Source organism: Kribbella sp. NPDC023855, assembly GCF_040639475.1.
Classification (GTDB): Bacteria; Actinomycetota; Actinomycetes; order Propionibacteriales; family Kribbellaceae; genus Kribbella.
Genome location: NZ_JBFAAA010000001.1, coordinates 763,481 through 790,058 on the forward strand (window position 1 = coordinate 763,481; position 26,578 = coordinate 790,058).

Here is a 26,578-nt window from a genome sequence, read left to right on the forward strand (position 1 = left end):
GCACGTCAACCCTGAGTGACAAGTTACGGATCGTGCCCATCCCAACTGGGGATCAAACGAGGAGTATGAGCAAACCCGCAACATGATCTCCGCGCGATCGTGAGGTCGGTCGGCTCCTGTCGGTGGGCCGAACTAGGCTGGGCCGGTGGCTGATCCTTCCTCCTACCGTCCCGCTTCCGGGTCGATCCCCGACTCGCCTGGTGTGTACCGCTTCAGCGACGCCGCCGGGCGGGTGATCTATGTCGGCAAGGCGAAGAATTTGCGGTCCCGGCTGTCGTCGTACTTCCAGGACGTGGTCAACCTGCACCCACGGACCCAGACGATGGTGACCACGGCGGCCAAGGTCGACTGGACGGTGGTGGCCAACGAGGTCGAGTCGCTGCAACTGGAGTACTCCTGGATCAAGGAGTACGACCCGCGCTTCAACGTGAAGTACCGCGACGACAAGTCCTACCCGTGGCTCGCGATCACCCTCAACGAGGAGTACCCGCGGGTGATGGTCGGCCGCGGCCCCAAGAAGAAGGGCGTCCGGTACTTCGGTCCGTACAGTCATGCGTGGGCGATCCGGGAGACGGTCGACCTGTTGTTGCGGGTGTTCCCGATGCGCTCCTGCAGCAAGGGTGTCTTCAACCGGCACCGCCAGATCGGCCGGCCCTGCCTGCTGGGTTACATCGGCAAGTGCGCGGCGCCCTGCACCGGCCAGGTCAGCCAGGAGGAGCACCGCAAGATCGTCGAGGACTTCTCCGCGTTCCTGTCCGGCCAGACCGCGACGTACGTGCGCCGGCTGGAGAAGGAGATGAAGGCGGCAGCGGCCGAGCTGGAGTACGAGCGGGCCGCGAAGATCCGCGACGATCTGAGTGCGCTGGACAAGGCCCTGGCGAAGAACGCGGTGGTGCTCGGCGACGGCACCGACACGGACGTGATCGCGCTGTCGGAGGACCCGCTCGAGGTCGCAGTACAGATCTTCTACGTGCGGGGTGGGCGGATTCGCGGTCAGCGGGGCTGGATCGCGGACAAGGCCGACGGCGACGCGACGACCGCCGACCTGGTCGAGCGGTTCATCCAGCAGATGTACGCCAGTGAGACCGCCGACGCGATTCCGCGCGAGATCCTGGTGCCGACGGTGCCCGCAGGGGAGGAGGCGCTGGTCGAGTGGTTGTCGGAGCTGCGGGGTTCCCGGGTCGCGATCCGGGTGCCGCAGCGCGGTGACAAGAAGGACCTGATGGCGACCGTCGAGCGGAACGCGCTGCAGACGCTGACCATGCACAAGACCAAGCGGGCCAGTGATCTGACCACCCGAAACCTTGCCCTGGAAGAGATCCAGGCCGCCCTCGACCTGCCCGAGGCGCCGCTGCGGATGGAGTGCTACGACGTCTCGAACCTGCAGGGCACCGAGGTGGTCGCCTCGATGGTCGTCTTCGAGGACGGCCTGCCGCGCAAGAGCGAGTACCGGCGGTTCGTGATCAAGGGCGTCGACGGCCAGAACGACGTCGCGTCGATCGCCGAGGTGCTGACCCGGCGCTTCAAGCGGATGCTGGAAGACCGCGCTGATATCCCGGTCGGGGAGGACCCGACGGCGTACCTGGTCGATCCGGAGACGGGCCGGGCGAAGAAGTTCGCTTACACCCCCGGACTGGTCGTCGTCGACGGTGGCCCGCCGCAGGTCGCGGCCGCCCGCCAGGCGATGGACGAGCTCGGCCTCGGCGACATCCCGGTCTGCGGCCTGGCCAAGCGGCTCGAGGAGGTCTGGCTGCCCGACGACGAGGACCCAGTCATCTTCTCCCGTACTTCGGAAGGCCTGTACCTGCTGCAGCGGCTGCGCGACGAGGCCCACCGGTTCGCCATCACCCATCACCGCAACCGGCGGTCCAAGTCGATGGTGGAAAGCGTGCTGGACGAGGTCGCCGGTCTCGGCGAGGTCCGCCGCAAGACGCTGCTCAAACACTTCGGCTCGCTGAAGAAGTTGCGCCAGGCGACGATCGACGAGGTGGCCGAACTGCCCGGTTTCGGCCGGCGGACGGCCGAATCCGTCGTACTGGCAGTGAATTCGGCGGCAACGAAGGCCGACACCGGTCGGGCGCCGTCGGTCAACACCGCGACGGGCGAGATACTGGACGACGACGGGCCGGACCTCACCGGTCTGCCTCGCGGGGACCTGAACGGGGAGAACTGAGAACTGATGGACGAGTCGAGCGGCAACCTCATCATCGTGTCCGGGATGTCCGGCGCGGGACGGAGCTCCGTCGCGGACGTACTGGAAGACCTCGGCTGGTTCGTGGTCGACAACCTGCCACCGATGTTCCTGACCACGATCGTCGAGCAGGTGGTCGGCACCGGTGCCTCGCCGCGGCTGGCGATCGTGGTGGACGTCCGGACCGGGATGTTCTTCGACGAGCTGGGCGCCGCGATCGAGGACCTGCGGGCCAAGGGCTACCGGCCGGTGACGCTGTTCCTGGAGGCCTCCGACGACGTGATCGTGCGCCGGCAGGAGAGCGTCCGGCGGCCGCACCCGTTGCAGGGTGAGGGCCGGTTGCTGACCGGGATCCAGCGCGAACGCGAGCTGCTGGGCGACATCCGGGCCGGCGCCGACATGGTGATCGACACCTCCAACCTGAACATCCACCAGCTCGCCGCGAAGATCGTGAACGGCTTCGGCGACGAGGAGAACGCCGAGCTGCGCGCCACCGTGGTGTCGTTCGGGTTCAAGTACGGCATCCCGGTCGACGCCGACGTGGTGGCCGACATGCGGTTCGTGCCGAACCCGTACTGGCAGCCGGACCTGCGCCCGATGACGGGCCAGGACAAACCTGTGTCAGACTTCGTCCTCGGTCATCCGCTGGCCCAGCAGTTCCTGCAGAACTATGTGGACGTGCTGGACACGCTGCGGACCGGGTATCTGAACGAGGGCAAGCGGTTCGTCACGGTCGCGATCGGCTGCACCGGTGGAAAGCACCGGAGCGTCGCGATGGCCGAGGAGATCGCGAAACGGCTGCGGGAGAAGGGGTCACCGACCTTGGTCGTCCACAGGGATCTGGGGCGGGAGTGACAAGGGCTCCACGCGTCGTTGCACTGGGCGGCGGGCACGGCCTCGCCGCCTCGCTGTCCGCGCTGCGGCAGGTCACCGACCAGCTGACCGCCGTCGTCACGGTCGCCGACAACGGCGGCTCCTCGGGCCGGCTCCGCAAGGAGCTCGGCGTGCTGCCGCCCGGTGACCTGCGGATGGCGCTGGCCGCGTTGTGTCGCGACGACGAGTGGGGCCGCACCTGGGCCGACGTCCTGCAGCACCGTTTCCGCAGTGATGGCGAGTTACACGACCACGCGGTCGGGAACCTGCTCATCGTCGCCTTGTGGGAGCTGCTGGGCGAGGCGGTCGACGGACTGGACTGGGTGGCCAGACTGCTCGGCGCCCAGGGCCGGGTCCTGCCGATGTCGGCCGTGCCACTGGACATCACCGCACGGGTCCTCGGTCTCGATCCCGCGCATCCGCAGGCGATCACGGAGATCCGCGGCCAAGCCGAGGTCGCGACCACCGAAGGTCATGTGGTGGACGTCGCCCTCGACCCGGCGGACCCGCCGGCCTGCCCCGAAGCGCTGGTCGCGATCGCGGAGGCCGACTGGGTCGTGGTCGGTCCCGGTTCATGGTTCACCTCGGTGATCCCGAACTTGCTCGTCCCGGCGTTGTGCCGCGGACTGGAGCAGACCACCGCTCGCCGGCTGCTCACCCTGAACCTCGGTGAACAGAAGGGCGAAACGGACGGGTTCTCCCCGGAGACGCACCTCGAAGTACTGGCCGCGCACGCGCCCGATCTGCGCATCGACGTGGTGCTCGCCGACGAAGGACATGTGCCGGACCCCGAGTCGCTCCGCCGTACGGCGGAAGGACTCGGGGCCGAGCTGGTCGTCGCCGACATCGCCGACGACGGCCAGCACCTGCGGCACGATCCCGGCAAACTCGCGAAGCTCTACCGGGAGCTGCTCGTCTAACGGCCGGTCGGATCGGCGTCGACTTCGTGCTTCGCGTCGTACACCTTCTTGCCCTGCGCGTCGTAGCCGCGGATCCGGACCTTCTTGAGGTCGGAGTTCCCGCCGGTCAGGCCCCAGATGAAGTAGCCGTTGGAGATCAGCGCCTTGACCGGACCGGTCTTCGGCAGGTCCACGATGATCTGCGCGACGCCGTCCGGGACCTGCCCCCACTCCATGCCGATCCCGAACTTCCCGGTGGCCGGGACGCCGTTTCGGCCGTAGTCGTACATGTCGGTCTTGTCGTACATGTGGCACCACATGACGACGTTGTCGCCGGGGGAGACGAGCAGTGCGGTGAAGTCGATCCCGGTCCCTGTCTTCAGGACTACCTTCCAGTCGGGTGAGATCTTCCCGGCGCCGGTCGTCCGCTGGTCACCGGCCGCGCCGGCTTTGAAGTAGGCGTCGTCCGGCTTCTTGCACCTGGTCCGGATCCGGTCGTCGCTCTCCGGGCTGACCGGCGGCGTCGCCACCAGCGGCTTCCCGGTCTCCGGGTCCACGGTCAACTCCACCTCGGGCGTGATCGGCGCCTGGAGCTTGATCTTCACGTCCGCCGGGACCGGGGTCAGCTTGGGCATCTCAACCTTTTGCCACTTCCAGTCGTACAGACGCTTACCCGCGGAGTCGTAAGCCCTGACCCGCTGGATGGATGGCTGCCACTCCTTCGGAGACGTCTTCCGCGTGGACGCGAAGGCCTTGCCCCAAGTGGGGCCGAGCGTGAAGAAGCCCTCGGGACCGAGCAGGGCGAGCCTCGGCGTCGCCTCACCGGCCAGGTTCACCAGCACGTGGGTGGCGCCGACGACGGGTACCCGGACGTTCCCCTGCACAGCCTGCGGCCGTTGGTCCTTCGGAGCCTTGCCCACCCAGTAAGCCTGGGTCGTGCTGTAGCGCCCGTTGGTCGTCGGCCGCTGCGGACCGTCCATCGTGCAAGAGGAGACGATCGACTTGTCCGGTGCCAGGAACAACGCGTCCAGTCGGGTCTGGTCGCCGCTCTTCACGACGATCGTCCAGCGGGCGTTGATCGGGCCGGCCTTGTCGTAGGTGTTGGCGAGGTGCTCCTTGTTGAAGTCGACACTTTCTTTGTCGTACTGCTTGCAGCGCTTCAGCACCTCGGCGTCGGACAGCGGGCTCACCGGCGGTGGGGCTTGAGCCGTCGTGCCGGTCTCGTTGTCGACCACGCGGCCGGTCTTGGCGTCGACGGTGATGGTCTGGTTCTTCGGCGTACCGGCCGGGCCTTCGCTCTGGTTCAGGGTGTTCGACCAGGCGGTGAGGCCGCCGATGACGGCGACCGTGGTGAGCGCCGCGGTGGAGACGATCGCGATCCGGCTGCGGCGTACCGAGCGGCGGCCGCGCCGGACGATGTCGTCGACGGTGTACCGGGCCGGCCGGTCGGTGTCGTCCGCGGCGGCTGCCAGCAGGTCTTCGAGGTCGGTCATGATGCTGCCCTTTCGCCGAGTAGTTCGCGGAGCTGGATCAGGCCGCGGGAGGTCTGGCTCTTGACGGTGCCGGTCGAGATGCCGAGTACCTGAGCTGTTTCCTCGATGCTCAGGTCGGCGTAGTGACGCAGTACGACGCAAGCACGCTGGCCGGCCGGGATGCCGGCCAGCGCGCCGATCACCACCTGCCGGTCGTCGACCGTCCGGGCGCTGTCCGGGCGTGGCAGCTCACCGGGTTCGGCGGTCGACTGCTCGCGGCGCCACGGACGCCTCGACTGGTCGAGCACCACCGAGACGACCACCTTGTGCGCGTAGGTGTTCAGGCCGTCGAGCCGGTTGAGCTTGTCCCACCGGCGGTAGATCCGTACCAGCGCGTCCTGCGCGGCGTCCTCGGCCCGGTGCCAGTCGCCACACATCAGGTACGCCGTTCGTCGCAACCTGCCCAGGGCGGCCGCCGCGAACTCGGTGAAGTCCGCTTCGTCGCGTCTCCGCATCCCCACTCCTCTCGTCCGCCGAGGTAACGCAACGAACCCCCCAAAAGGTTGTCGCCACCCGTAACACTCACCCCCACCACCCAGTTGGACACCAAGTGACCACCCCACACCCGCACCACCAGCACCCAACCCCCGAGGCGCGCCGCAGCTGCCGCCGGCTGGGCATCTTCCGAGGGTCTTTGACAGGAGTGGGAGGATTCCCTACATGGCGATGACAGCACAGGTGAAGTCCGAGCTGACCAGCATTCAGGTCACGAAACCCTGTTGCCGCAAGGCCGAGGTGTCCTCCGTCCTGCGGTTCGCGGGCGGTCTGCACATCGTGTCCGGCCGGATCGTGGTGGAGGCCGAGCTCGACAGTGGTGCCGCGGCCCGCCGGCTGCGCAAGGACATCGCCGAGATCTTCGGGCACCCCTCGGACGTCGTGGTGATCTCCCCGTCCGGGATCCGCAAGCAGACGAAGTACGTCGTCCGCGTGGTCCGCGACGGTGACGCGCTGGCGCGGCAGACCGGCCTCGTGGACAACCGCGGCCGTCCGGTCCGCGGTCTGCCCCCGGCGGTCGTCTCCGGGGCGTCCTGCGACGCCGTGGCGGCCTGGCGTGGCGCGTTCCTGGCGCACGGCTCGCTGACCGAGCCTGGGCGGTCCTCGTCGCTCGAGGTGACCTGTCCTGGTCCGGAGGCCGCGCTGGCGCTGGTGGGCGCGGCCCGGCGGCTCGGGATCGGTTCGAAGGCGCGTGAGGTGCGCAACGTCGACCGGGTGGTGATCCGCGACGGCGACGCGATCGGCGCGCTGCTGACCCGGCTCGGCGCGCACGAGTCGGTGCTGGCCTGGGAGGAGCGGCGGATGCGGCGCGAGGTCCGGGCCACCGCGAACCGGCTGGCCAACTTCGACGACGCGAACCTGCGCCGTTCCGCGCGGGCGGCCGTGGCTGCCGGTGCGCGGGTGGAGCGGGCGCTGGAGATCCTCGGCGACGACGTACCGGACCACCTGCAGGTGGCGGGCAAGCTGCGGCTGGAGCACAAGCAGGCCAGCCTGGAAGAGCTCGGTCAGCTGCACGAGCCGGCGCTCACCAAGGACGCGGTCGCGGGCCGGATCCGGCGCCTGCTGGCGATGGCCGACAAGCGTGCCGCCGACCTCGGCATCCCGAACACCGAAGCCAACCTCACCCCGGACATGCTCGACCCCGCCTGATCGTCGTCCGGCTCCGACTCCGCCCTGGCGGCTCCGGTGGGATCGTGTCCTGACCGTGTTCTGACCCGGGTTGACCCGGAAACCTGCGCTGCTTGGATTGCCGTACGGGAAATCCCTTCCGACGACAAGCTGAGGACAAATGGGCGACCAGTCAGATGAGGCCAAGGCGCGCGACGAACTCGAGCGCGTCCGCACCGAGAACCAGCTCAAGAAGATGCAGCGCGACGAAGACATGCGCAAGCTGCACGAGCAGCAGCAACAGCAGCAGGGCAACATGGTGGCGAGCCCGCAGGCGACCGGCCAGGGCTGGCCGGACAACGAGGTCCAGCAGCCGGTCAGTCGCCTCGACGCCGTGGCCGGCGCGCTGCGCGTGGGGAAGGCCGGCGATGCCGCCTTCGCCAAGTCACTGCTCGACTCGGGGCAGCCGCGAGCGGGCAGCGCCCCGGCCGAGCAGACCACCGCGGCGGATGGCGCGAAGTCGAAGGTGACGGGTGCGCTCGGCGTCCGCAGTACCAAACCTGCCTTCGAACGCTGACTGATCGGTTGACCCGCGGCCCCCGGAACAAGCGGGGGGCCGTCCGGGTCGACTGAAGGTTTTCCCTAGGATCCCGGCGGATTCCCGAACTCGTCGAACGCCATCGATTCCCTCCGGCGAGTTTGCGGCGCAGAGTGTGCCTGCCCATCGCACGGTGGAGCCGGATCGGCTCCCACCGTGGTTTCCGCCCAAGGGAGCACACACATGAAGCGCAGTTTCCGCGCGGGTCTGGCAGTCGCGGCCATCGCCGCCTTCGCCGGCCTGACCAACCTCAGTGGGGTCCAAGCCGCGGCGCCGAGCGCCGACCAGGCGCCGTCACCGATCGGCGCCGCCCGGGCCAACGCGGCCAAGCTGGGGCTCGGCGGTTCCGACGACCTCAAGCCCCGCGATGTCGTCGTCGACGCCGACGGCAGCAGCCACGTCCGCTTCGACCGGACGTACCAGGGTCTGCCCGTGGTCGGTGGCGACTTCGTCGTCCACCAGACCAAGGCCGGAAGTGTCCGGTCGACGTCGGGGGGCGCCGGCGCGCTGAGCCTGTCGACCAAGCCGACCGTGTCGGCCTCGACCGCCCTCGCCGCCGCCAAGCAGAAGTCCGGCAAGCAACAGCTCGTCGTGTTCGTCACCAACGCCGGTCAGTCGCGGCTGGCGTACAAGGTCACCAGCTCCGGCCGGAAGGCGGACGGCCAGCCGACCGGTACCGAGACGTACGTCGACGCGCAGAACGGCAAGGTGCTCGACAGCTGGAGCACCGTCCAGGACGACCTGGGCAGCGGCAGCGGCCTGTACGTCGGTACGGTCGGCCTCGACACCACCAAGGGCGCCACCAGCTACTCGATGGTCGACCCGGTCCGCGGCGGCAACGCGACGTACAACGCCGGTGTCCTGTTCACCGACGCCGACAACGTCTGGGGAACGGGTTCGAACAGCAACGCGCAGTCGGCCGGCGTCGACGCCCACTACGGCATCGCCAAGACGTGGGACTACTACAAGAGCGTGCACGGCCGCAACGGCATCGCGAACGACGGCGTGGGCGCCAAGTCCTACGTCCACGACGGCGCCTACGTGAACGCGTCCTGGAGCGACGCCTGCTTCTGCATGAAGTACGGCGACGGCGACCCGAGCCAGGGGATCGGCCCGCTCGTCGAGCTGGACATCGCCGGTCACGAGATGAGCCATGGCATCACCAGCCGCACCGCGGGTCTGCGCTACAGCGGTGAGTCCGGCGGCCTGAACGAGTCGACCTCCGACATCTTCGGTACGGCGGTCGAGTGGTACGCCGCGAACGCCTCCGACAGCCCGGACTACGTGCTGGGCGAGGAGATCTACGCCGACTACAACCCGGCGACGAACTACATCCGGCGGCTCGACAAGCCCTCGCTGGACGGCGCGAGCGCCGACTCGTGGTCGAGGAACGTCGGCCGGTTGAACGTGCACTACTCCTCGGGTGTGGGCAACCACTTCTTCTACCTGCTGTCCGAGGGCAGCGGCGCGAAGACGATCAACGGCGTCGCCTACAACAGCCCGACCGCGAACGGCGTCACCGTGACCGGTATCGGCATCAGCAAGGCCGAGAAGATCTGGTACCGCGCCCTGACCACCTACCTGACCTCCCGGTCGGACTACAAGGCGGCCCGAGCAGCCACCCTGTCCGCCGCCACCGACCTGTACGGCGCGAACAGCGTCGAGGCACAGACGGTCGCGAAGGCCTGGACCGGCGTGAACGTGGTCGGCTGACACCGATCCTGAACCCTCCGGCCCTGGGAGAAATCCTGGGGCCGGAGGCGTTCCAGGTGGTCTGCTCAGAGGGCTACTGGTGGGTTGGGGTGGTCTGATGTGGACGGTACCAGTGGGTCGAGTGGGCTGTTGGGCTAGTGTTTCGGGCATAGCGGCAGTGCTCAAAAGCTAGATCTGAGGAGACGCAGTCCCGTGACCGTTCGCGTAGGTATCAACGGCTTCGGCCGGATCGGCCGTAACTTCTTCCGCGCCGTACAGGCGTCCGGTGCCGACATCGAGGTCGTCGCCGTCAACGACTTGACCGACAACCAGACCCTGGCCCACCTGCTGAAGTACGACTCGATCCTGGGCCGTTTCCCGGGCGACGTGTCCGCGACCGAGACCGACATCTCCGTCGGCGGCCACACGTTCAAGGCGTTCGCCGAGCGCGACCCCGCCAACCTGAAGTGGTCCGACGTCGGCGCCGACGTGGTGATCGAGTCGACCGGCTTCTTCACCGACGCCACCAAGGCCAAGACGCACGCCGACAACGGCGCCAAGAAGGTCATCATCTCCGCCCCGGCGAAGAACGAGGACCTGACCGTGGTGATGGGCGTCAACCACGAGCTGTACGACGCCGACCAGCACACCGTCATCTCGAACGCGTCCTGCACCACGAACTGCCTCGCGCCGATGGCCAAGGCCATCCACGACGAGTTCGTCATCCAGCAGGGGCTGATGACCACGATCCACGCCTACACCCAGGACCAGAACCTGCAGGACGGCCCGCACTCGGACCTGCGTCGCGCCCGCGCCGCCGCTCTGAACATCGTGCCGACCTCGACCGGCGCCGCCAAGGCGATCGGCCTGGTCCTGCCCGAGCTCAAGGGCAAGCTGGACGGCTACGCGCTGCGCGTCCCGGTCCCGACCGGCTCGGCCACCGACCTGACCATCACCGTCGGCCGGGAGACCTCGGTCGAGGAGGTCAACGCCGCCGTCAAGGCCGCGGCCGAGGGTGCGCTCAAGGGCTACCTGCGGTACACCGAGGACCCGATCGTGTCGAGCGACATCGTCACCGACCCGGCCTCCTGCATCTTCGACGCGGGCCTGACCAAGGTGCTCGGCAACCAGGTCAAGGTCGTCGGCTGGTACGACAACGAGTGGGGTTACTCCAACCGCCTCGTCGACCTGGTCAACTACGTCGGCGCCTCGCTCTGACGTTCTTCCCACAGCTTGCGTCCGAAGACGGCCCCTGGTGGCCGGCCTCGGGCGCAAGCCTGTTTCGACAGAGGACAGCTGAACTGTGCTCAGGAGGCTTATATGAGGGCAATCGATGACCTCGGAGACGTCGCCGGCCTGCGGGTGCTGGTGCGCTCCGACCTGAACGTGCCGATCAAGGGCGATCAGATCGGCGACGACGGCCGGATCCGGGCCAGCGTGCCGACCCTGCTGAAGCTGGCCAAGGCCGGCGCCAAGGTGATCGTGACCGCCCACCTCGGCCGGCCCAAGGGCAAGCCGAACCCGGAGTTCACGCTGGCCCCGGTCGCCAAGCGCCTGGGTGAGCTGCTGGAGCCCGAGGGCGTCAAGGTGCGGTTCGCCACCGACGTGACCGGTGACAGCGCCCAAGAGGCCGTCCAGGAGCTCGACGAGGGCGAAGTACTGCTGCTCGAGAACGTCCGGTACGACGCTCGCGAGGAGAGCAAGGACGAGGCGGAGCGCGCGGCCCTGGCCGAGGAGCTGGCCGGCCTGGCCGACCTGTTCGTCAGCGACGGCTTCGGTGTCGTGCACCGCAAGCAGGCCAGCGTGTACGACGTGGCCGGCAAGCTCCCGCACGCGGCCGGTGGGCTCGTGCTCGCGGAGGTCGAAGTACTGAAGAAGCTGACCGAGGAGCCGGCCCGCCCGTACGTCGTCGTACTGGGTGGCGCCAAGGTTTCGGACAAGCTCGCCGTGATCGACAACCTGCTGACCAAGGCGGACAAGCTGCTGATCGGTGGCGGAATGGTCTTCACCTTCCTGAAGGCGCAGGGCCACGAGGTCGGCAAGAGCCTGCTCGAGGAAGACCAGCTGGACGCGGTCAAGGGCTACCTGGCCGACGCGAAGGCCAAGGGCGTCGAGATCGTGCTGCCGACCGACATCGTGGTCGCGCCCGAGTTCAAGGCCGACTCGCCGGCCACCGTCGTCGCCGCGGACGCGATCCCGGCCGACCAGCTCGGTCTGGACATCGGCCCGGACTCCGGCAAGGCGTTCGCCGCCGAGATCGCCGCGGCGAAGACGGTGTTCTGGAACGGCCCGATGGGCGTCTTCGAGATGGAGGCGTTCGCCGGTGGAACCAAGGCTGTCGCGCAGGCGTTGACCGAGGTGGACGGGCTCAGTGTGGTCGGCGGTGGCGACTCGGCTGCCGCAGTACGGCAGCTGGGCTTTGCCGACGACCAGTTCGGGCACATCTCGACCGGCGGCGGTGCGTCGCTGGAATACCTGGAGGGCAAGGAGCTCCCGGGTCTTGCTGTTCTGGAAGAGGAGTAACAAGGAATGGCTGGCTCTGAGGTTCCGGCTGCCCGTACGCCGTTGATGGCGGGCAACTGGAAGATGAATGTCAACCACGTCGAGGCCGTGCACCTGCTGCAGAAGCTGAGCTGGACGCTGCAGGACAAGAAGCACGACTTCGAGCGGGTCGAGGTCGCCGTACTGCCGCCGTTCACCGACATCCGCAGCGTGCAGACGCTGGTCGACGGTGACCGGATGAAGATCGTCTACGGCGCGCAGGACATCTCCGTGCACGACGACGGCGCCTACACCGGTGAGATCTCCGCGGCGATGCTGTCCAAGCTCGGCTGCAGCTACGTGCTCGCGGGTCACTCCGAGCGCCGGCAGTACCACGGCGAGGACGACGCCACGGTCAACGCGAAGGCGACCAAGGCGCTGGCGGCCGGGATCATCCCGATCGTGTGCGTGGGTGAGGGCCTGGAGGTCCGCAAGGCCGGCGAGCACGTCGAGTACACGCTGGCCCAGCTCGACGGCGCACTGGCCGGGCTGAAGCCGGACGACGTCCGCAAGGTCGTCATCGCCTACGAGCCGGTCTGGGCGATCGGTACCGGCGAGGTCGCGACGCCCGAGGACGCGCAGGAGGTCTGCGCCGCGATCCGGGGCCGGCTGGAGGAGATTTCACCGTCGGTGGCCGACTCGGTACGGATTCTTTACGGGGGATCGGTGAAGATGGCCAGCGCAGGTGGCATCATGGCCCAGCCGGATGTCGACGGCTGCCTGGTGGGTGGAGCAAGCCTCAAGGTGGACGAGTTCGCCGGTATCTGCCGTTACCTTGACCTTCAGTTAGGCTACTCCTCGTGATTCTCGCTTTCTCGATCGTCGTGATCATCTGCAGCCTGATCCTCACGCTGCTCGTGCTGCTGCACAAAGGCCGCGGTGGTGGCCTTTCCGACCTGTTCGGTGGCGGTGTCTCGTCCAGTCTGGGCGGGTCGTCGGTCGCCGAGCGGAACCTGGACCGGATCACGATCGGCGTCGGCCTGATCTGGTTCGCGGCCATCGTCGGGCTCGGCCTGCTGTACAAGCTCGGCTGAGAGGGGAGTAGCTCCCGTGGCTGGTGGTGGCAGTGCAATTCGTGGCAGCCGGGTCGGTGCCGGACCGATGGGTGAGGCGGAGCGCGGCGACACCGCGCCCCGTCAGCGGGTGGTCTTCTTCTGTGCCAACGGGCACGAGACCGCGACCGTGTTCGCGGTCGAGGCAGCGGTACCGGAGGCGTGGGACTGTCCGAGGTGTGGTCTGCCGACCAGCACCGACGTCAACAACCCTCCGCCACCCACCAAGATCGAGCCGTACAAGACACACCTCGCGTACGTGAAGGAACGCCGCAGCGAGCAGGAGGCCGCGGAGATCCTCGACGAGGCCCTGCAGAAGCTCCGCGCTCGCAGAGCCCGCGGCGAGATCATCTTCTAGTCGCCAACTCGAAGGGCCCGAGCCGATCCGTGGATCAGCTCGGGCCCTTTGTGGTGACCGGAAACGGCCGCTCCGCGTTCCGTACTTCGGCGATGGTCACCAGCCTGCTCATGCTTGCGCGGACTCTCCGGGTGTCGCGTGCCGACCGAAGAGGACGTTCAGTTCGCTCTGAGGAATCTGGTTCGCTGCGAACGTGATGGTTCCTTCGGTCTGGAGTTCCTGGGCCGCGCTGCGGATGAAGGCCAGCGCTGCGCGGGCGATGCTGCCGCCCAGGCTGATGCGCTGGACTCCGGCGGTGAGGAGGTCGTGGGTGGTGAGGGTGCTGGAGCCGAGGCCCATGACGACGTTGACCGGTCCGTCGATCTCCTTCACCAGTGTGGCGATGGCGTCGAGGTCGTTGACGCCGGGGACGTAGAGGCAGTCGGCGCCGGCTTCGCGGTACAGGTTGGCGCGATGGATCGAGTCCGCCAGCGTGGTCGGTGACGCCAGGAGTTGCCCGTCGGTCCGGGCTGTCAGGACGAAGTCGGGGCCGGCCGCCTCACGGGCTGCCTTGATGCGTTCTACGGACAGCGATTCGTCGTACAGGCTGCGGCCGTCGTAGTCCTCGATGTTGCCGCCGGCCAGGCCTGCCTCGCGGGCCAGCCGGATCGTGTCGGCGACGGCCTCCGGCTGCGCACCGTAGCCGTCCTCGAGATCCCCGCTCACCGGTACGCCGGAAGCTTCGGTGATCTGCTGGATGCGTTCGAACATCTGCTCGCGGGACACCGCCGGAGCCCCGTCGGGCAGCGTGTGGTCGCCTTTGCCGAGTGAGAAGGCGATACCCGCACTCGTGGTCGCGATCGCCGGGAAGCCGGCTTCGGTCAGCAACACGGCGCTGCCCGCATCCCAGGCATTGGGCATCACGAAACCGGTGTTCGCGTTGTGCAGTTCACGAAACGTCGTCATGACCGCCATCGTGCCATCCGCACGATTCGGTGACAGCCGAACTTTCCACCGAGCGGCCGACAGTGGTCGGCCGCTCGACGTGGAGTCAGTTCTGCGGGAGCTTCGAGGCTGCGGCCTCGTCGAGCAGCCAGAGCGTGCGGTCGATGCCCTGAGGGATCGACGCGGGGAGATCACTGGTGCCGGAAAGAGCACCCGCCACCGCGTCCGCCTTGTCCTCACCGGACACGACGAACCAGGTCTCCCGCGCGTTCGCCAAAGCCGGGAAGGTGAGCGAGACCCGGGTCGGCGGCGGCTTGGGGGAGTCGTGCACCGCGACCGTCGACTTGTCCACGACGATCCGCGCCGGGTTGTCCGGGAACAGCGACGCCACATGCCCGTCCGGCCCCACGCCCAGCATCAGTACGTCGAACGCCGGTACGCCGTCGCCGAAGGCGGGTCCGTCGGCCTCCCCGTCGACCGCGCCGTCCCTCGGACCGGCTGCCGCCGCCAGCGTCTCGGCGTACGCCGCTGCCGCCGCCTCCGCGCCCTGACCGGTGTCGGCGGGCATCACGTGCACCAGAGCCGGGTCGACATCCACGTGGGACAGCAGAGCGTCCCACGCCTGGGTGTCGTTGCGCTCCGGGTCGCCCTCGGGCAGGAATCGCTCGTCACCCCACCAGAACTCGACCCGGCGCCAGTCGATCGCGCTCCGGGCCGGGGACTCCGCCACTGCCCGATAGACGACAGCCGCGACCCGGCCGCCGGTCAGGACGACCTGGGCGACCCGGCCACTGCTCTGCACGTCCACCAGCTTGGTGATGAGCCTGGCCGCGACGGCGTGGGCCAGGCCCTCGGCGTCGCGGTTGATCAGGATCGACCGGGGCGGTGTATTCAGCGCAGCCTCGGTCATGAGCGCCCGGCCACCCTCTTGCTCGTGCTCTTCTTCGCGGCCGGCTTCTGAGCCGTCTTCTTGGCCGCCGTGTTCTTCTTCGCCGGGGCCGACGTCGTCGCCGTCTTGCCGGCGACCGACTTCCGCGCCGACTTCGCGGCAGGACTGGACTTCCTGGCCGGAGCAGCCTTCTTCGACGAACCGGCCGACTTCCGGCCGGCCGCCTTGGCTTCGAGGTCGGGCGATGCCGCCTTGCCCTCGACCCTCGCAGTACGGACTGCTGCCTTCTGGGCGGCGGTCTGCACGGAACGGCGGTCGGCCTCGCTGACCACCTTGGCCGACTCCGGCATCTTCTCCCGCTTGACCATGCACGCCAGCGTCTGCGCGTACACGTCGTCGGGGTCGAGCCGTCGCAGCTCCTCGCTCAGCAGCTCGGACGTGTTGCGCCGCTTCAGCGCTACCGGCCGGTCAGGCTGACCAGGGATGCTGAACGTCGCCACCGAACCGTCCGGCCGCGTCAGCGAGATCGGACCGGCCGGAGTGAACATCCGTACTGCGGTGATGCCCGGCCCACGCGAAACCCGCTGCTCAACCGGTACGCCGAGCCGGCACTGCAGCCAAGCGGCCATGAGATCAGCACTCGCATTGCCTTTGGCCGACACCACCTCGGCGCCGCTGACCTTCGTCGGGTACTGGTCGAGTGCCGCGGCCATCAGCGCACGCCACGGCGTCAGTCGCGACCAGGCGAAGTCCGTGTCGCCCGGCGCATAGCCCTCGGCCCGGGCCGTGAAGTCGACAGCACCCCTGCGTCCAGCAGCCGCGTCGGTGACCCGGCGGCGACCCAAGGCACCCAGCGGGTCTTCGTTCGGCACTGCCGGCCCGCCACCCGGCCACCAGACGATGACGGGGGAGTCCGGCAGCAGCAGCGGAGTGATGACGGACTCGGGAACCTTCGCGAGCTCACCGTGCAGCCGCAGCAGCACCGCCTCGCCCGGAATCCCTTCACCGACCCGTACTTCGGCGTCCAGCCCACCCGTACCGCGGCCTGGACGCAGGATCGCCACGAGCACCCGCGAGGGGTGCTCGCGGCCGGCCTCGTTCGCCGCCTTCATCGCGTCGTGGTGGGACGCCTCGTCGACGACCACCACGACCGTGCCGACCATGCCCATCGCCGGCGAACCGGCGTTGCGGCGGGCCTTGAGCAGGGCCGACGCGATCTCGCTGGACGTCGTACCGGTGAGGTCGATGATCATGGCCGCCTCCAGGCGCGTCCGTCGCGGGCGAGCATCTCGTGGGCGGAGTCCGGGCCCCAGGCGCCGGACGCGTACTGCTCGGGCTTGCCGTGCTCGGCCCAGTAGTTGATCACCGGGTCGAGGATCTTCCAGCCCAGCTCCACCTCGGTGTGCTGCGGGAACAGCGGCGGGTCGCCGAGCAGCACGTCCAGGATCAGCCGCTCGTAGGCCTCCGGCGACGACTCGGTGAACGAGCCGCCGTAGGCGAAGTCCATGTTGACGTCGCGGATCTCCATCATCGTGCCGGGCACCTTGGCGCCGAACCGCATCGTGATGCCCTCGTCCGGCTGGATCCGCATCACCAGGGCGTTCTGGCCGAGTTCCTCGGTCTCCGTCTTGGTGAACGGCAGGTGCGGCGCGCGCTTGAACATCACGGCCACCTCGGTGACGCGGCGGCCGAGCCGCTTGCCGGTCCGCAGGTAGAACGGGACGCCGGCCCAGCGGCGGGTGTCCACGTCGACCCGCAGCGCGGCGAAGGTCTCCGTCGCGGAGTCCTGCGGGATGCCGTCCTCCTGCAGGTAGCCCTTGACCTTGGTGCCGCCCGCCCAGCCGGCGGCGTACTGACCGCGAGCTGTGTGCAGGTCGAGGCGCTCGGGCAGCTTGACGGCTGCCAGCACCTTCTTCTTCTCCTGCCGCAACGACCACGCGTCGAAGCTGACCGGCTCCTCCATCGCGATCAGCGCGAGCAGCTGGAGCAGGTGGTTCTGGATCACGTCACGGGCGGCGCCGATGCCGTCGTAGTACCCGGCGCGGCCACCGATGCCGATGTCCTCGGCCATCGTGATCTGCACGTGGTCGACGTAGTGGCTGTTCCAGACCGGCTCGAACATGGCGTTGGCGAACCGCAGCGCCAGCATGTTCTGGACGGTCTCCTTGCCCAAGTAGTGGTCGATCCGGAAGACCGCCTCGGGCGGGAAGACCGACTCGACCACGCGGTTCAGTTCCCGCGCGCTCTTCAGGTCGTGCCCGAACGGCTTCTCGATCACCACCCGGCGCCACGATCCCGGGTTCTCCTTGGTCAACCCGTGCTCGTTGAGCTGCTGGACGACCTGCGGGAACAGCCCGGGCGGGATGGAGAGGTAGAACGCGTGGTTGCCACCGGTCCCGCGGTTGACGTCGAGCTCGTCGACGGTCTCCCGCAGCTTCTTGAACGCCTCGTCGTCGGTCAGGTCACCGGGCACGAACCGGAAGCCCTCGGCCAGCTGCTGCCAGACCTCCTCCCGGAACGGCGTCCGGGCATGCTCCTTGACCGAGTCGTGCACGATCTGAGCAAAGTCCTGGTTGCTGAAGTCCCGCCGCGCAAACCCAACCAAGGCAAACCCAGGCGGCAACAACCCCCGATTAGCCAGGTCGTACACCGCCGGCATCAACTTCTTACGAGCCAGATCCCCGGTCACCCCAAAGATCACCAGACTGCAGGGCCCAGCAATCCTCGGGAGCCGCCGATCCTGCGCATCCCGCAACGGATTGACCGGCTGAGCCGAATCCTCGTAGAGCTCGGTCATGAGGCCTCCTGGCCTGGACTGAGGAATGGAGGGAGCGAAGCGACCGGAGTGACGAGGGAAGGCCAGGAGTTCAGCCTCATGACCCGCCGAGCCGGAGGCGAGGCCAAAAGCACGGTCATGCGCCGCTTTCCTCCGATTTGTCTTCTGCATTGAGTAGGGAGATGAGTTGCTCTACGCCGGTGGCTGGGTCCGTCAGGTGCAGGCGTAGTACAGGGCGGCCACGGTCTGCGAGCACGCCGGCGTCGCCTGCTGCTTGAGCCGAGATGAGGGTGCCGAAGGTGAAGGGGCGGTCGGGGATCTCTACGTCGGTGGACTCTGACGTGGTGATCTGCAGGAAGACGCCCTGCGGGTGGCCGCCCTTGTGGTACTGGCCGGTCGAGTGCAGGAAGCGCGGTCCCCAGCCGAAGGTGACCGGGCGTCCGGTGCGAGTCGCCAGAGCCGGCCGGATCGCGTGCAGGTTCTCGTCGCGCTCGGAGTCCAGGTAGGCCATGACGGCGAGGTAGCCGTCCTCAGCCAACTGGCCCAGCAGCGCGTTGAGCGCACCCTCGACCGTGTCGACACCGTCCAGCAGACCGTCAGTACCACGGACCTCCACAGCACCGTCGACGAAGGCAGCAGCCTCCGGCTCGGGCTGAGCGTCCAGCAGACCGCGTGCGGCCTTCTTGGCGCTCTCCACATCCGGCTGGTCGAACGGGTTGATCCCCAGCAGGTAGCCGGCCACAGCAGTGGCCGTCTCCCACAGCAGGAGCTGCCCGCCCAGCGAGCCGGTGGTGACGACAGTCGGCGTACCGGAAGCCACAGTGGCCGCACTGGTGTCGGCAGCCAGCAACGCGTGGACCAGGTCACCAGCGCCGCTGTGCAGCTCCGGAGCGTGTAGGCCCTTCACAGCAACAGGCAGTACGCCGGTGCCGTTCTTGCCGGTGCTCTCGGCGATCAACTGCTCGGCCCAGTCGGGGAACCCCACGATGGACGAGCCACCGGCCGCAATGATGGCCTTGTCGCGACCAGGGCTACCGGCCAGAACAGCGGCGAGGATGAGCGCGGGGTTGTCCGCGCTGTCCTCCTGCAGCTGGGGTGCTGCCTCGGCAGCCTGGTCCAGCAACTCAGCGACATCAGCACCCGCGAGCGCCGACGGCACCAAGCCGAAGGCGGTCAGAGCGCTGTAGCGGCCGCCGACGTTCGGGTCGGCGAGGAAGGTCTTGCGGTACCCCTCGTCCTCCGCCAGCTTCTGGAACGGCGAACCCGGGTCGGTGACGACGACGATCCGCGACGCCGAGTCGATCCCGGCGTCGTTGAACGCCTTCACGAAGGCGCGCCGCTGGCTGTCGGTCTCGACCGTGCCACCCGACTTGCTGGAGACCACCACGACCGTGCGCTGCAGGTCACCGTCCAGCGCCCGGGCGATCACGCTCGGGTTGGTCGAGTCGAGCACCACCAGCTCGACCCCCGCAGTACGGGTGATGACCTCGGGGGCCAGTGAAGAGCCGCCCATGCCGCAGAGCACGATCCGGTCCAGGCCCTCGGACCGCAGGTCGGCCTGCAGCGCCTCGATCTCGGCCAGCAGCGGCCGGGACGTGTCGTGCAGGTCGACCCAGTTCAGCCGGATGGCCGACTCGGACTCCGCCTCGGGACCCCACGTGGTGGCGTCCTTGGCGGCGATCCGGGAAGCGACCTTCTCCTCGACCAGCCGGTCGACGACCTCGCGCCAGCCTTCGCCGTACGCGGTGACAGTGAGTGCGTCGGTCACTTGGCGGCCGCCTTCAGCGCGCCAGTGACGGTGTCCTGCAGCTCGGTCCAGGAGACCTCGAACTTGCTGACGCCCTCGTCCTCGAGCACCTGGACGACCTCGTCGTACGAGATGCCCAGCTTCTCCAGGTCCGCGATCACCTTGCGGTCCGCGTCGTAGTCGGCGCGGACCGTGTCGCCACGGACCTCACCGCTCTCCGCGAACGCGTCGATGGTTGCCTGCGGCATCGTGTTGACCACACCGGCGGTGATCAGTTCCTCGACGTACATGGTGTTCTTGTACGCCGGGTCCTTCACCCCCGTGGACGCCCACAGCGGGCGCTGCGGCTTGGCGCCGGTGGTCTCGATCTGGCGCCAGCGGTCCGAGGCGAAGATCTCCTCGTACGCCTCGAAGGCCAGCCGCGCGTTCGCGATCGCCGCCTTGCCCTTGAGCGCCTTGGCCTCGTCGGTGCCGATGGCGTCGAGGCGCTTGTCCACCTCGGTGTCGACCCGGCTGACGAAGAAGGACGCCACGCTGCCGAGCAAGGTCGCGTCGTGACCGTTGTCGATCGCCTTCTCCACGCCGGTCAGGAACGCGTCGACGACGGCCTTGTACCGGTCGAGGGAGAAGATCAGCGTCACGTTCACGCTGATCCCGGCGGCCAGCGTCTCGGCGATCGCCGGGATGCCTTCCTTGGTGGCCGGGATCTTGACGAACACGTTCTCCCGGCCGACGGTCTCCCACAGCTCCTTGGCCTGGGCGATCGTCTTCTCGGTGTCCCGGGCCAGACCGGGCTCGACCTCGATCGAGACCCGGCCGTCGACGCCGTCGGTGTCGTCGTACACCGGCTTGAACAGATCGGCCGCGTCGCGGACGTCGTCGGTGGTGATCACCCGGATCGCCTGGTCGGTCGAGACGCCTTCGGCGGCCAGCCGGTTCACCTGCTCGGCGTACGCGTTCGCGTCGGAGATGGCCTTGGCGAAGATCGTCGGGTTGGTGGTCACCCCGCTGACGTGCTGGTCATGGATCAGGCTCTCCAGGCTGCCGCTGGTCAGCCGCTGCCGGGAGAGGTCGTCGAGCCAGATGGAAACGCCGGCGTCGGCGAGGTCTTTCAAACGATCGGTCATGTCCGAAGCCCTCCGAGATGTTCTGTTGTGGTTGTTCAGTTGCGTTCGTTGGTGGCGTCGGCGTCCGGGTCGGCGCTCACGCTCTCGTCGTCACCAGGACCGATCGGGCCGGCCGGGCGACGGCCCGCCGGTACCCCGGAGCCACCGATCTCGGCGGCCGCGGCGATGCTGTCCTTGGCAGCCTGTACGACGGCGCCGGTGGTGATCCCGAACTCCTCGTACAGCTTCTTGTAGTCGGCCGAGGCACCGAAGTGCTCCAGGCCGACGCTGCGGCCGGCGTCGCCGACCAGGTCACGCCAGCTCATCGCGATACCGGCCTCGACCGAGACCCGCGCCCTGACCGCCGGCGGGATGACGTCGTTGCGGTAGGCATCGTCCTGCTCGTCGAACCACTCGCGCGACACCATCGAGACGACCCGCGCCTGGATGCCTTCCTCGGCCAGCTTGGTGCGCGCCTCGACGGCGAGCTGGACCTCGGAGCCGGTGGCGATCAGGACGACGTCCGGGGTGCCGTTCTCGGCGTCGATCAGGGTGTAGCCACCCTTCTTGACGTTCTCCGTGGTGGCGAAGCCGTCGGTACCGCGGGGGAAGACCGGCACGTTCTGCCGGGTCAGCGCGAGGCCGGCCGGGCGGTCGGTGTTCTCCAGGATCGCGGCCCAGGCGGCGGCGGTCTCGTTCGCGTCACCCGGACGGACGATGTCGAGGCCCGGGATCGCCCGCAGCGCGGTCAGGTGCTCGACCGGCTGGTGGGTCGGGCCGTCCTCGCCGAGGCCGATCGAGTCGTGCGTCCAGACGTACGTCACGGGCAGCTTCATCAGCGCGGCCAGCCGGACCGACGGGCGCATGTAGTCGCTGAAGACCAGGAACGTGCCGCCGTACGGCCGGGTGCCGCCGTGCAGGGCGATGCCGTTCAGGACCGCGCCCATCGCGTGCTCGCGGATGCCGAAGTGCAGCACCCGTCCGTACTCGTTGCCCTGGAAGTCCTTGGTGGAGTGCTCGGCCGGGATGAACGACGGCTCACCCTTCGGGGTGGTGTTGTTCGAGCCGGCCAGGTCGGCCGAACCGCCCCAGAGCTCGGGCAGCACCGGCGCGAGCGCCGTCAGCACGTCACCGGAGGCCGCGCGGGTGGCGACGCCCTTGGCGTCCGCGTCCCACTTCGGCAGCTTGTCCAGCCAACCGGCCGGCAGGTCGCGGTGCTGCAGCCGGTCGAACAGCTCGGCGCGCTCGGCCGAGGCGTTGCGCCAGGCGTCGTACTTCGTCGTCCACTCGTCCTGCAGGGCCTTGCCGCGCTCGATCGCCTGGCGGGTGTGCGCGATGACCTCGTCGGAGACCTCGAAGGTCTGCTCCGGGTCGAAGCCGAGGATCTTCTTGGTGGCGGCCACCTCTTCGGCGCCCGCGGCGGAGCCGTGGATCTTGCCGGTGTTCTGCTTGTTCGGGGCCGGCCAGCCGATGATCGTGCGCAGCCGGATGAAGGTCGGCTTGTCGGTGACGGCGCGGCCGGCCTCGACCGCGTCGTACAGGGCCTGGACGTCCTCCTCGTACCCGGTGCCGTCGTTGGTCCAGTCGACGTGGTGAACATCCCAGCCGTACGCCGCGTAGCGGGCCGCCACGTCCTCGGAGAACGCGATGTTGGTGTCGTCCTCGATGGAAATCTTGTTGTCGTCCCAGATCAGCGTGAGGTTGCCGAGCTGCTGGTGACCGGCCAGCGAGGAGGCCTCGGCCGAGACGCCCTCCTCCAGGTCGCCGTCGGAGGCGATCACGTAGATCTGGTGGTCGAACAGGCTCTCACCCTTGGCCGTGTCCGGGTCGAACAGACCGCGCTCGCGGCGGGCGGCCATCGCCATCCCGACCGCGTTGCCGACACCCTGGCCGAGCGGGCCGGTGGTGGTCTCGACGCCCTTGGTGTGGCCGTGCTCGGGGTGACCCGGAGTGAGGCTGCCCCAGACACGCAGCGACTTCAGGTCGTCCAGCTCGAGACCGAAACCGGCGAGGTAGAGCTGGATGTAGAGGGTCAGGCTGGAGTGCCCGGCCGACAGCACGAACCGGTCGCGGCCGGCCCAGGTCGGGTCCGCCGGGTTGTGCCGCATCACCTTCTGGAACAGCAGGTACGCGGCGGGCGCGAGGCTCATCGCAGTACCGGGGTGGCCGTTGCCGACCTTCTCCACGGCGTCCAGCGCGAGGACCCGCACGGTGTCGACCGCGCGCTTGTCGAGCTCGGTCCAGTCAAGCTTGGGGCTGGTCTTCTCCGTCACGCCGGCGGCGCTCCTCTCGATGGCTGCGAACACTGCGTTGCTCGGCATCCGAGGGGCCGGCCGGACCAAGCTGGTCCCACGCCGATCGCGCCCCGCGTCACCGTGAGCGAGCCTACCGCTCGCCCGTCCCGCGCCTTCCATACGTCCGCAACCGGAACCCGCATGTCGTTGTTCCCGCCCGGCCGCGGGCGTCTGGCAGATCACATCGGGTACCCGTCCGGAGCCTGGTCATGCCCGCTGTTCCACCCCGTGGTCACCTGGTTCTCCGGGCTGTCCGGCGCGCCGGTACGGGTGGGTGTGAACTGCTCCTACGGGGCGTCGTAGACTGTCGAACCGTCAGCGCCGGTCACCGGCGTCAACCCACTCAGTTCGAGGTGTTCGTGACGGCCGTCGACCCGCGTCCAGCCGCGACGACGTCGTACCCGGCGCCGCTGCCGATGGACCCATCCCTGGAGATGTCCCGTCCGTCGGTGCGCGACGTGATCAAGGCGTACGTCGGTCTGACCAAGCCGCGCATCATCGAGCTCCTGCTGATCACCACCGTGCCGGTGATGTTCCTGGCCGCCGGGGGAGTCCCCGGCCTGGGCGTCGTCGCCGCCACCCTGCTCGGCGGCATCCTCGCGGCCGGCAGCGCGAACACGATCAACTGCGTGCTCGACCGCGACATCGACGAGCAGATGCGCCGGACCCGCCGCCGCCCGCTGCCCCGGCACGCGGTCAGCCCGCGCTCGGCGACGATCTTCGGCGTCGTCCTGGGGGTTCTGGCCACGCTGGAGCTGGGGCTGCTGGTCAACTGGCTGTCGTCGCTGCTCGCGCTGGCGGCGAACGCGTTCTACGTCTTCGGCTACACGATGGTGCTCAAGCGCCGCACGGTGCAGAACATCGTCTGGGGCGGTATCGCCGGTTGCTTCCCGACCCTGATCGGCTGGACCTCGGTCACCAACTCACTGGCGTGGACCCCGCTGGTCCTGTTCGGCGTGGTGTTCTTCTGGACCCCGCCGCACACCTGGGCGCTGGCGATGCGCTACCGCGAGGACTACGCCTCGGTGGACGTCCCGATGCTCCCGGTCGTCGCCACCGCGGTCCAGACGGCCCGCCAGATCCTGGCCTACTCGATCGTCATGGTCGTCACCTCGCTGGCCCTCTGGCCGATCGGCGACACCGGCTGGGTCTACCCCCTGGCCGCGGTCGTCCTCGGCGTGGTCTTCCTCCGCGAAGCCTTCGCTTTGCTGGCCCGGGCCAACACCGGTGCCGACGGCCCAGCCCTCCGTCCCATGCGCCTGTTCCACTTCTCCAACATCTACCTGGCCCTGCTCTTCATCGCCGCGGCCATCGACCCTCTGCTGCGCTGATTCCGCGGAGATCGTTGCCCGATCGCCCTATGTGCCCTGGGTGAACGTTCCGTGGCTGGGTGTCTTCCCGTTGACCTCAAGGGTTTGTGGTGTTGCCATGGAACGTCCATGGAGGGCGGCTCCATCCTGGGGGGACTGAGACCTAGGGGGCAGTAGTGGGGGTACTAACAGCACGTCTTGCGGCGGTTTCGGCCGTTGCGCTCCTCAGCAGTGTGTTGGTTGCCGGGCAGGCTGAGGCATCAGGTGGACATGGCAACAGTTTGAAGCCGGTGGTGACCGGCCTGAACGGCCCGCGGGGTGTGGCGACCTACGGGGCCAAGATCGTTTACAGCGTGGGCGATGGCTCCGTGTACGAGGCGTGGGCCTACGGCACCAACAAGCGGATCCGGAAGCTCGGCACGGTCCCAGGTGGCTTCGCGCCGGCGATCGACACCAACCGTTGGGGTGTCACGTACGCCTTGACCGGTGCGGGCGGCGAGCCGGGTCAGCCGCTTCCGCCAGGGTCAGCCACCTTGTACCGGCTGCGACCAGGCAAGTCTCCGGTGAAGATCGCCGACATCGCGAAGTACCAGCAGAAGGACCCGGACCCGTACAACCTCTCTGACGACCCGACGGAGTCGAACCCGTTCGGTGTGGCGACCTTGCGTGACGGTTCGGTGCTGGTTGCTGATGCGGCGGGCAACGATCTGTTGCGGGTCTGGCCGAGCGGCAAGATCAAGACGGTTGCCAGGCTCAAGCCGCGGGTGGTCAAAGCGCCTGCCCAGTTCGGTGGTGGGCTGGTGCCGACCGAGGCCGTCGCGACGTCCGTGACGGTCGGTTCCGACGGCTACTACTACGTCGGCGAGCTTCGTGGATTCCCCGGAACTGCTCGTACTTCGCAGATCTGGCGCATCAAACCGGGATCGGTGAACGCGGTCTGCGACCCGACGAAGCCGTACAAGGGCAACTGCCGGCGGTACGCCGACGGCTACACCTCGATCGTCGATCTCGCCGGTGGTCCGCGCGGCCGCATCGCGGTGGTCGAACTGGCCAAAGCGACCTGGTTGGCAGCAGAGGACCCGAGCAGCGGACCGGTGATCGGTTCGCTCTACCTGCAGTACCCCGGCAAGCACCACAAGGCCGGCTACAAGCGGGAACTTGCCCGAGGCAAGCTGGTTCTCCCGGCGGGAACGGCCATCAACAAGGCCGGGCACGTCTTCGTGTCGTCGCCGCTGTTCGGTCCGGGCGCCATTTACCGGGTTAAGTAGCGGGAGTGCCGCGTTCGCCGTACACGGCTGTGACCAGAGCGATCAGCAAGCCGGCGAAGAACATGTGGATCAGTACGAGGACCCACGGCAGGCCCGTGAAGTACTGAGTGAAGCCGACCGCGCCCTGCGCCAACTCAATGGCCAGCAACCAGGCAGCGAGTTTGCGCAGGGTGCGGGAGGTTGCCGTCACGCGCGTGGCGATCACCAGCGCGATCGAGATGCCCAGCAAGGCGAACACCACGTCGGCGTGCAACTGGCTGATGATCGCTTCGTCGAAGCCGTTCCGCCCCGTCTCCGGATCGCCCGAGTGTGGGCCGGCCCCGGTGACCAAGGTGCCGAGGGCAACGGCCAGCCAGACTGCCACCACACAAGCGGTCGCGAGGGCGCGGACCACCGGGGGAGTGTGCGGGTACGGACTCGTCCGCGACCGTCGCATCATCGCCACGGTCAGCGTGATGATGATCGGCGAGACCAGGAAGTGGGCCGACACGATCCACGGGTTCAGCCCGGTCAGGACGCTGACGCCACCGATCACGGCCTGCAGCGGGACACCCAGGGCGGCGGCGGTGGCGAGCCGGCGCAGGTCGGTACGCCGCGGCCGGTACCGCATCACCGCCAGCCAGGTGCAGATCGCGACGGCCGCGACCACGAACCCGAGCATCCGGTTGCCGAACTCGATCGCACCGTGCATCCCCAGCTCGCCGTGCGGCACGTACGACGAGTCGGTGCACTGCGGCCAGGTCGGGCAGCCCAGCCCGGAGCCGGTCAGCCGGACCAGCCCGCCGGTCACCACGATGCCGATGTTGACCGCGACGGAGGCCCAGCCCCAGCGCCGTACGGTGTCGAGGCTCGGCTCTGGCACCAGTCGCCAGAAGCCGCTGACAGGTTCGGTTGGCTGGGTGGGCGCGTCCGTGGTCACCGGCACA

At 68.5% G+C, this 26,578-nt stretch carries 23 protein-coding genes; 13 read left to right on the forward strand and 10 right to left on the reverse strand.

Going from position 1 to position 26,578, the window contains the following annotated elements; genetic code table 11:
* Positions 1 to 145: 145 nt before the first annotated feature.
* Genes uvrC through yvcK form a run of 3 tightly spaced genes read left to right on the forward strand, consistent with a single transcriptional unit; the run spans position 146 to position 3,984 of the window.
* Complete coding sequence (gene uvrC / locus AB0F51_RS03490; protein WP_360273388.1) at positions 146 to 2,173, forward strand: excinuclease ABC subunit UvrC; 2,028 nt, start codon at positions 146 to 148, stop codon at positions 2,171 to 2,173.
* 6 nt (positions 2,174 to 2,179) lie between these two features.
* A complete protein-coding gene (rapZ, locus tag AB0F51_RS03495) occupies positions 2,180 to 3,046 on the forward strand; it encodes an RNase adapter RapZ (RefSeq protein WP_360273391.1) in 867 nt (288 codons plus the stop codon).
* Positions 3,043 to 3,984, forward strand: a complete 942-nt coding sequence (yvcK, locus tag AB0F51_RS03500; RefSeq protein WP_360273394.1) for a uridine diphosphate-N-acetylglucosamine-binding protein YvcK — start codon at positions 3,043 to 3,045, stop codon at positions 3,982 to 3,984. The genes rapZ and yvcK overlap by 4 nt, the downstream gene beginning before the upstream one ends.
* Here yvcK and AB0F51_RS03505 read toward each other — a convergent pair.
* Both AB0F51_RS03505 and AB0F51_RS03510 read right to left on the reverse strand, forming a co-directional pair.
* Complete coding sequence (locus AB0F51_RS03505) at positions 3,981 to 5,456, reverse strand: hypothetical protein (RefSeq protein ID WP_360273397.1); 1,476 nt, start codon at positions 5,454 to 5,456, stop codon at positions 3,981 to 3,983. The genes yvcK and AB0F51_RS03505 overlap by 4 nt on opposite strands.
* On the reverse strand, positions 5,453 to 5,950 hold the full coding sequence (locus AB0F51_RS03510; RefSeq protein ID WP_360273399.1) for a SigE family RNA polymerase sigma factor: 498 nt from the start codon (positions 5,948 to 5,950) through the stop codon (positions 5,453 to 5,455). The genes AB0F51_RS03505 and AB0F51_RS03510 overlap by 4 nt, the downstream gene beginning before the upstream one ends.
* 205 nt (positions 5,951 to 6,155) lie before the next feature.
* Between AB0F51_RS03510 and whiA the strand changes: the two genes are divergently transcribed.
* From whiA to AB0F51_RS03550, 8 genes are all read left to right on the forward strand, one after another.
* Positions 6,156 to 7,139: a DNA-binding protein WhiA gene (gene whiA / locus AB0F51_RS03515; protein WP_020384835.1), complete on the forward strand. Its 984-nt coding sequence runs from the start codon at positions 6,156 to 6,158 to the stop codon at positions 7,137 to 7,139.
* A gap of 139 nt (positions 7,140 to 7,278) precedes the next feature.
* A complete protein-coding gene (locus tag AB0F51_RS03520) occupies positions 7,279 to 7,674 on the forward strand; it encodes a hypothetical protein (protein ID WP_360273403.1) in 396 nt (131 codons plus the stop codon).
* 204 nt (positions 7,675 to 7,878) lie between these two features.
* Positions 7,879 to 9,408: a M4 family metallopeptidase gene (locus tag AB0F51_RS03525; protein ID WP_360273405.1), complete on the forward strand. Its 1,530-nt coding sequence runs from the start codon at positions 7,879 to 7,881 to the stop codon at positions 9,406 to 9,408.
* 192 nt (positions 9,409 to 9,600) lie between these two features.
* On the forward strand, positions 9,601 to 10,605 hold the full coding sequence (gap, locus tag AB0F51_RS03530; RefSeq protein ID WP_020384834.1) for a type I glyceraldehyde-3-phosphate dehydrogenase: 1,005 nt from the start codon (positions 9,601 to 9,603) through the stop codon (positions 10,603 to 10,605).
* A 102-nt stretch (positions 10,606 to 10,707) separates the two neighbouring features.
* Complete coding sequence (locus AB0F51_RS03535; protein WP_360273409.1) at positions 10,708 to 11,910, forward strand: phosphoglycerate kinase; 1,203 nt, start codon at positions 10,708 to 10,710, stop codon at positions 11,908 to 11,910.
* Between the two features lie 6 nt (positions 11,911 to 11,916).
* Positions 11,917 to 12,732 (forward strand): triose-phosphate isomerase, encoded by an 816-nt coding sequence (tpiA, locus tag AB0F51_RS03540; RefSeq protein WP_360273411.1) that lies wholly within the window; start codon positions 11,917 to 11,919, stop codon positions 12,730 to 12,732.
* A complete protein-coding gene (gene secG / locus AB0F51_RS03545; protein WP_343972400.1) occupies positions 12,729 to 12,962 on the forward strand; it encodes a preprotein translocase subunit SecG in 234 nt (77 codons plus the stop codon). The genes tpiA and secG overlap by 4 nt, the downstream gene beginning before the upstream one ends.
* Positions 12,963 to 12,978: 16 nt before the next feature.
* The gene (locus AB0F51_RS03550) at positions 12,979 to 13,338 is read left to right on the forward strand and encodes an RNA polymerase-binding protein RbpA (protein WP_026162441.1); all 360 of its coding nucleotides are present in this window, start codon (positions 12,979 to 12,981) and stop codon (positions 13,336 to 13,338) included.
* Between the two features lie 108 nt (positions 13,339 to 13,446).
* On the opposite strand, the gene AB0F51_RS03555 is transcribed toward AB0F51_RS03550, so the two are convergent.
* From AB0F51_RS03555 to tkt, 7 genes are all read right to left on the reverse strand, one after another.
* Complete coding sequence (locus tag AB0F51_RS03555; protein ID WP_360273414.1) at positions 13,447 to 14,283, reverse strand: isocitrate lyase/phosphoenolpyruvate mutase family protein; 837 nt, start codon at positions 14,281 to 14,283, stop codon at positions 13,447 to 13,449.
* Between the two features lie 85 nt (positions 14,284 to 14,368).
* Entirely contained in the window at positions 14,369 to 15,172 is an 804-nt protein-coding gene (gene pgl, locus AB0F51_RS03560) for a 6-phosphogluconolactonase (protein ID WP_360273417.1), read from the reverse strand.
* On the reverse strand, positions 15,169 to 16,404 hold the full coding sequence (locus AB0F51_RS03565; protein ID WP_360273419.1) for a glucose-6-phosphate dehydrogenase assembly protein OpcA: 1,236 nt from the start codon (positions 16,402 to 16,404) through the stop codon (positions 15,169 to 15,171). The genes pgl and AB0F51_RS03565 overlap by 4 nt, the downstream gene beginning before the upstream one ends.
* Positions 16,401 to 17,948: a glucose-6-phosphate dehydrogenase gene (gene zwf, locus AB0F51_RS03570; RefSeq protein ID WP_360273420.1), complete on the reverse strand. Its 1,548-nt coding sequence runs from the start codon at positions 17,946 to 17,948 to the stop codon at positions 16,401 to 16,403. Before zwf ends, AB0F51_RS03565 begins: the two co-directional genes overlap by 4 nt.
* A 115-nt stretch (positions 17,949 to 18,063) precedes the next feature.
* Positions 18,064 to 19,695 carry a glucose-6-phosphate isomerase gene (locus AB0F51_RS03575; protein WP_360273422.1) on the reverse strand — a complete coding sequence of 544 codons (1,632 nt, stop codon included), beginning with the start codon at positions 19,693 to 19,695 and terminating at the stop codon, positions 18,064 to 18,066.
* Positions 19,692 to 20,801, reverse strand: coding sequence for a transaldolase (tal, locus tag AB0F51_RS03580; protein ID WP_360273424.1), 1,110 nt, complete (start codon positions 20,799 to 20,801; stop codon positions 19,692 to 19,694). The genes AB0F51_RS03575 and tal overlap by 4 nt, the downstream gene beginning before the upstream one ends.
* Before the next feature lie 35 nt (positions 20,802 to 20,836).
* The gene (tkt, locus tag AB0F51_RS03585; protein WP_360273427.1) at positions 20,837 to 23,101 is read right to left on the reverse strand and encodes a transketolase; all 2,265 of its coding nucleotides are present in this window, start codon (positions 23,099 to 23,101) and stop codon (positions 20,837 to 20,839) included.
* A gap of 389 nt (positions 23,102 to 23,490) precedes the next feature.
* On the opposite strand from tkt, the gene AB0F51_RS03590 reads away from it, so the two are divergent.
* Positions 23,491 to 24,405: a heme o synthase gene (locus AB0F51_RS03590; protein ID WP_360274563.1), complete on the forward strand. Its 915-nt coding sequence runs from the start codon at positions 23,491 to 23,493 to the stop codon at positions 24,403 to 24,405.
* Positions 24,406 to 24,674: 269 nt separating this feature from the next.
* Positions 24,675 to 25,652, forward strand: coding sequence for a ScyD/ScyE family protein (locus tag AB0F51_RS03595; protein ID WP_360273430.1), 978 nt, complete (start codon positions 24,675 to 24,677; stop codon positions 25,650 to 25,652).
* On the opposite strand, the gene AB0F51_RS03600 is transcribed toward AB0F51_RS03595, so the two are convergent.
* Positions 25,645 to 26,571, reverse strand: a complete 927-nt coding sequence (locus tag AB0F51_RS03600) for a COX15/CtaA family protein (RefSeq protein WP_360273433.1) — start codon at positions 26,569 to 26,571, stop codon at positions 25,645 to 25,647. The genes AB0F51_RS03595 and AB0F51_RS03600 overlap by 8 nt on opposite strands.
* Positions 26,572 to 26,578 lie beyond the last annotated feature (7 nt).

Coding starts and splice junctions, on each gene's coding strand:
- AB0F51_RS03510 (WP_360273399.1), bottom strand. CDS start 5,950: ATGCGGAGACGCGACGAAGCGGACTTCACCGAGTTCGCGGCGGCCGCC.
- tkt (WP_360273427.1), bottom strand. CDS start 23,101: ATGCCGAGCAACGCAGTGTTCGCAGCCATCGAGAGGAGCGCCGCCGGC.
- AB0F51_RS03555 (WP_360273414.1), bottom strand. CDS start 14,283: ATGACGACGTTTCGTGAACTGCACAACGCGAACACCGGTTTCGTGATG.
- pgl (WP_360273417.1), bottom strand. CDS start 15,172: ATGACCGAGGCTGCGCTGAATACACCGCCCCGGTCGATCCTGATCAAC.
- whiA (WP_020384835.1), top strand. CDS start 6,156: ATGGCGATGACAGCACAGGTGAAGTCCGAGCTGACCAGCATTCAGGTC.
- AB0F51_RS03505 (WP_360273397.1), bottom strand. CDS start 5,456: ATGACCGACCTCGAAGACCTGCTGGCAGCCGCCGCGGACGACACCGAC.
- AB0F51_RS03590 (WP_360274563.1), top strand. CDS start 23,491: ATGGACCCATCCCTGGAGATGTCCCGTCCGTCGGTGCGCGACGTGATC.
- rapZ (WP_360273391.1), top strand. CDS start 2,180: ATGGACGAGTCGAGCGGCAACCTCATCATCGTGTCCGGGATGTCCGGC.
- zwf (WP_360273420.1), bottom strand. CDS start 17,948: ATGACCGAGCTCTACGAGGATTCGGCTCAGCCGGTCAATCCGTTGCGG.
- AB0F51_RS03565 (WP_360273419.1), bottom strand. CDS start 16,404: ATGATCATCGACCTCACCGGTACGACGTCCAGCGAGATCGCGTCGGCC.
- tal (WP_360273424.1), bottom strand. CDS start 20,801: ATGACCGATCGTTTGAAAGACCTCGCCGACGCCGGCGTTTCCATCTGG.
- AB0F51_RS03535 (WP_360273409.1), top strand. CDS start 10,708: ATGAGGGCAATCGATGACCTCGGAGACGTCGCCGGCCTGCGGGTGCTG.
- AB0F51_RS03520 (WP_360273403.1), top strand. CDS start 7,279: ATGGGCGACCAGTCAGATGAGGCCAAGGCGCGCGACGAACTCGAGCGC.
- AB0F51_RS03525 (WP_360273405.1), top strand. CDS start 7,879: ATGAAGCGCAGTTTCCGCGCGGGTCTGGCAGTCGCGGCCATCGCCGCC.
- tpiA (WP_360273411.1), top strand. CDS start 11,917: ATGGCTGGCTCTGAGGTTCCGGCTGCCCGTACGCCGTTGATGGCGGGC.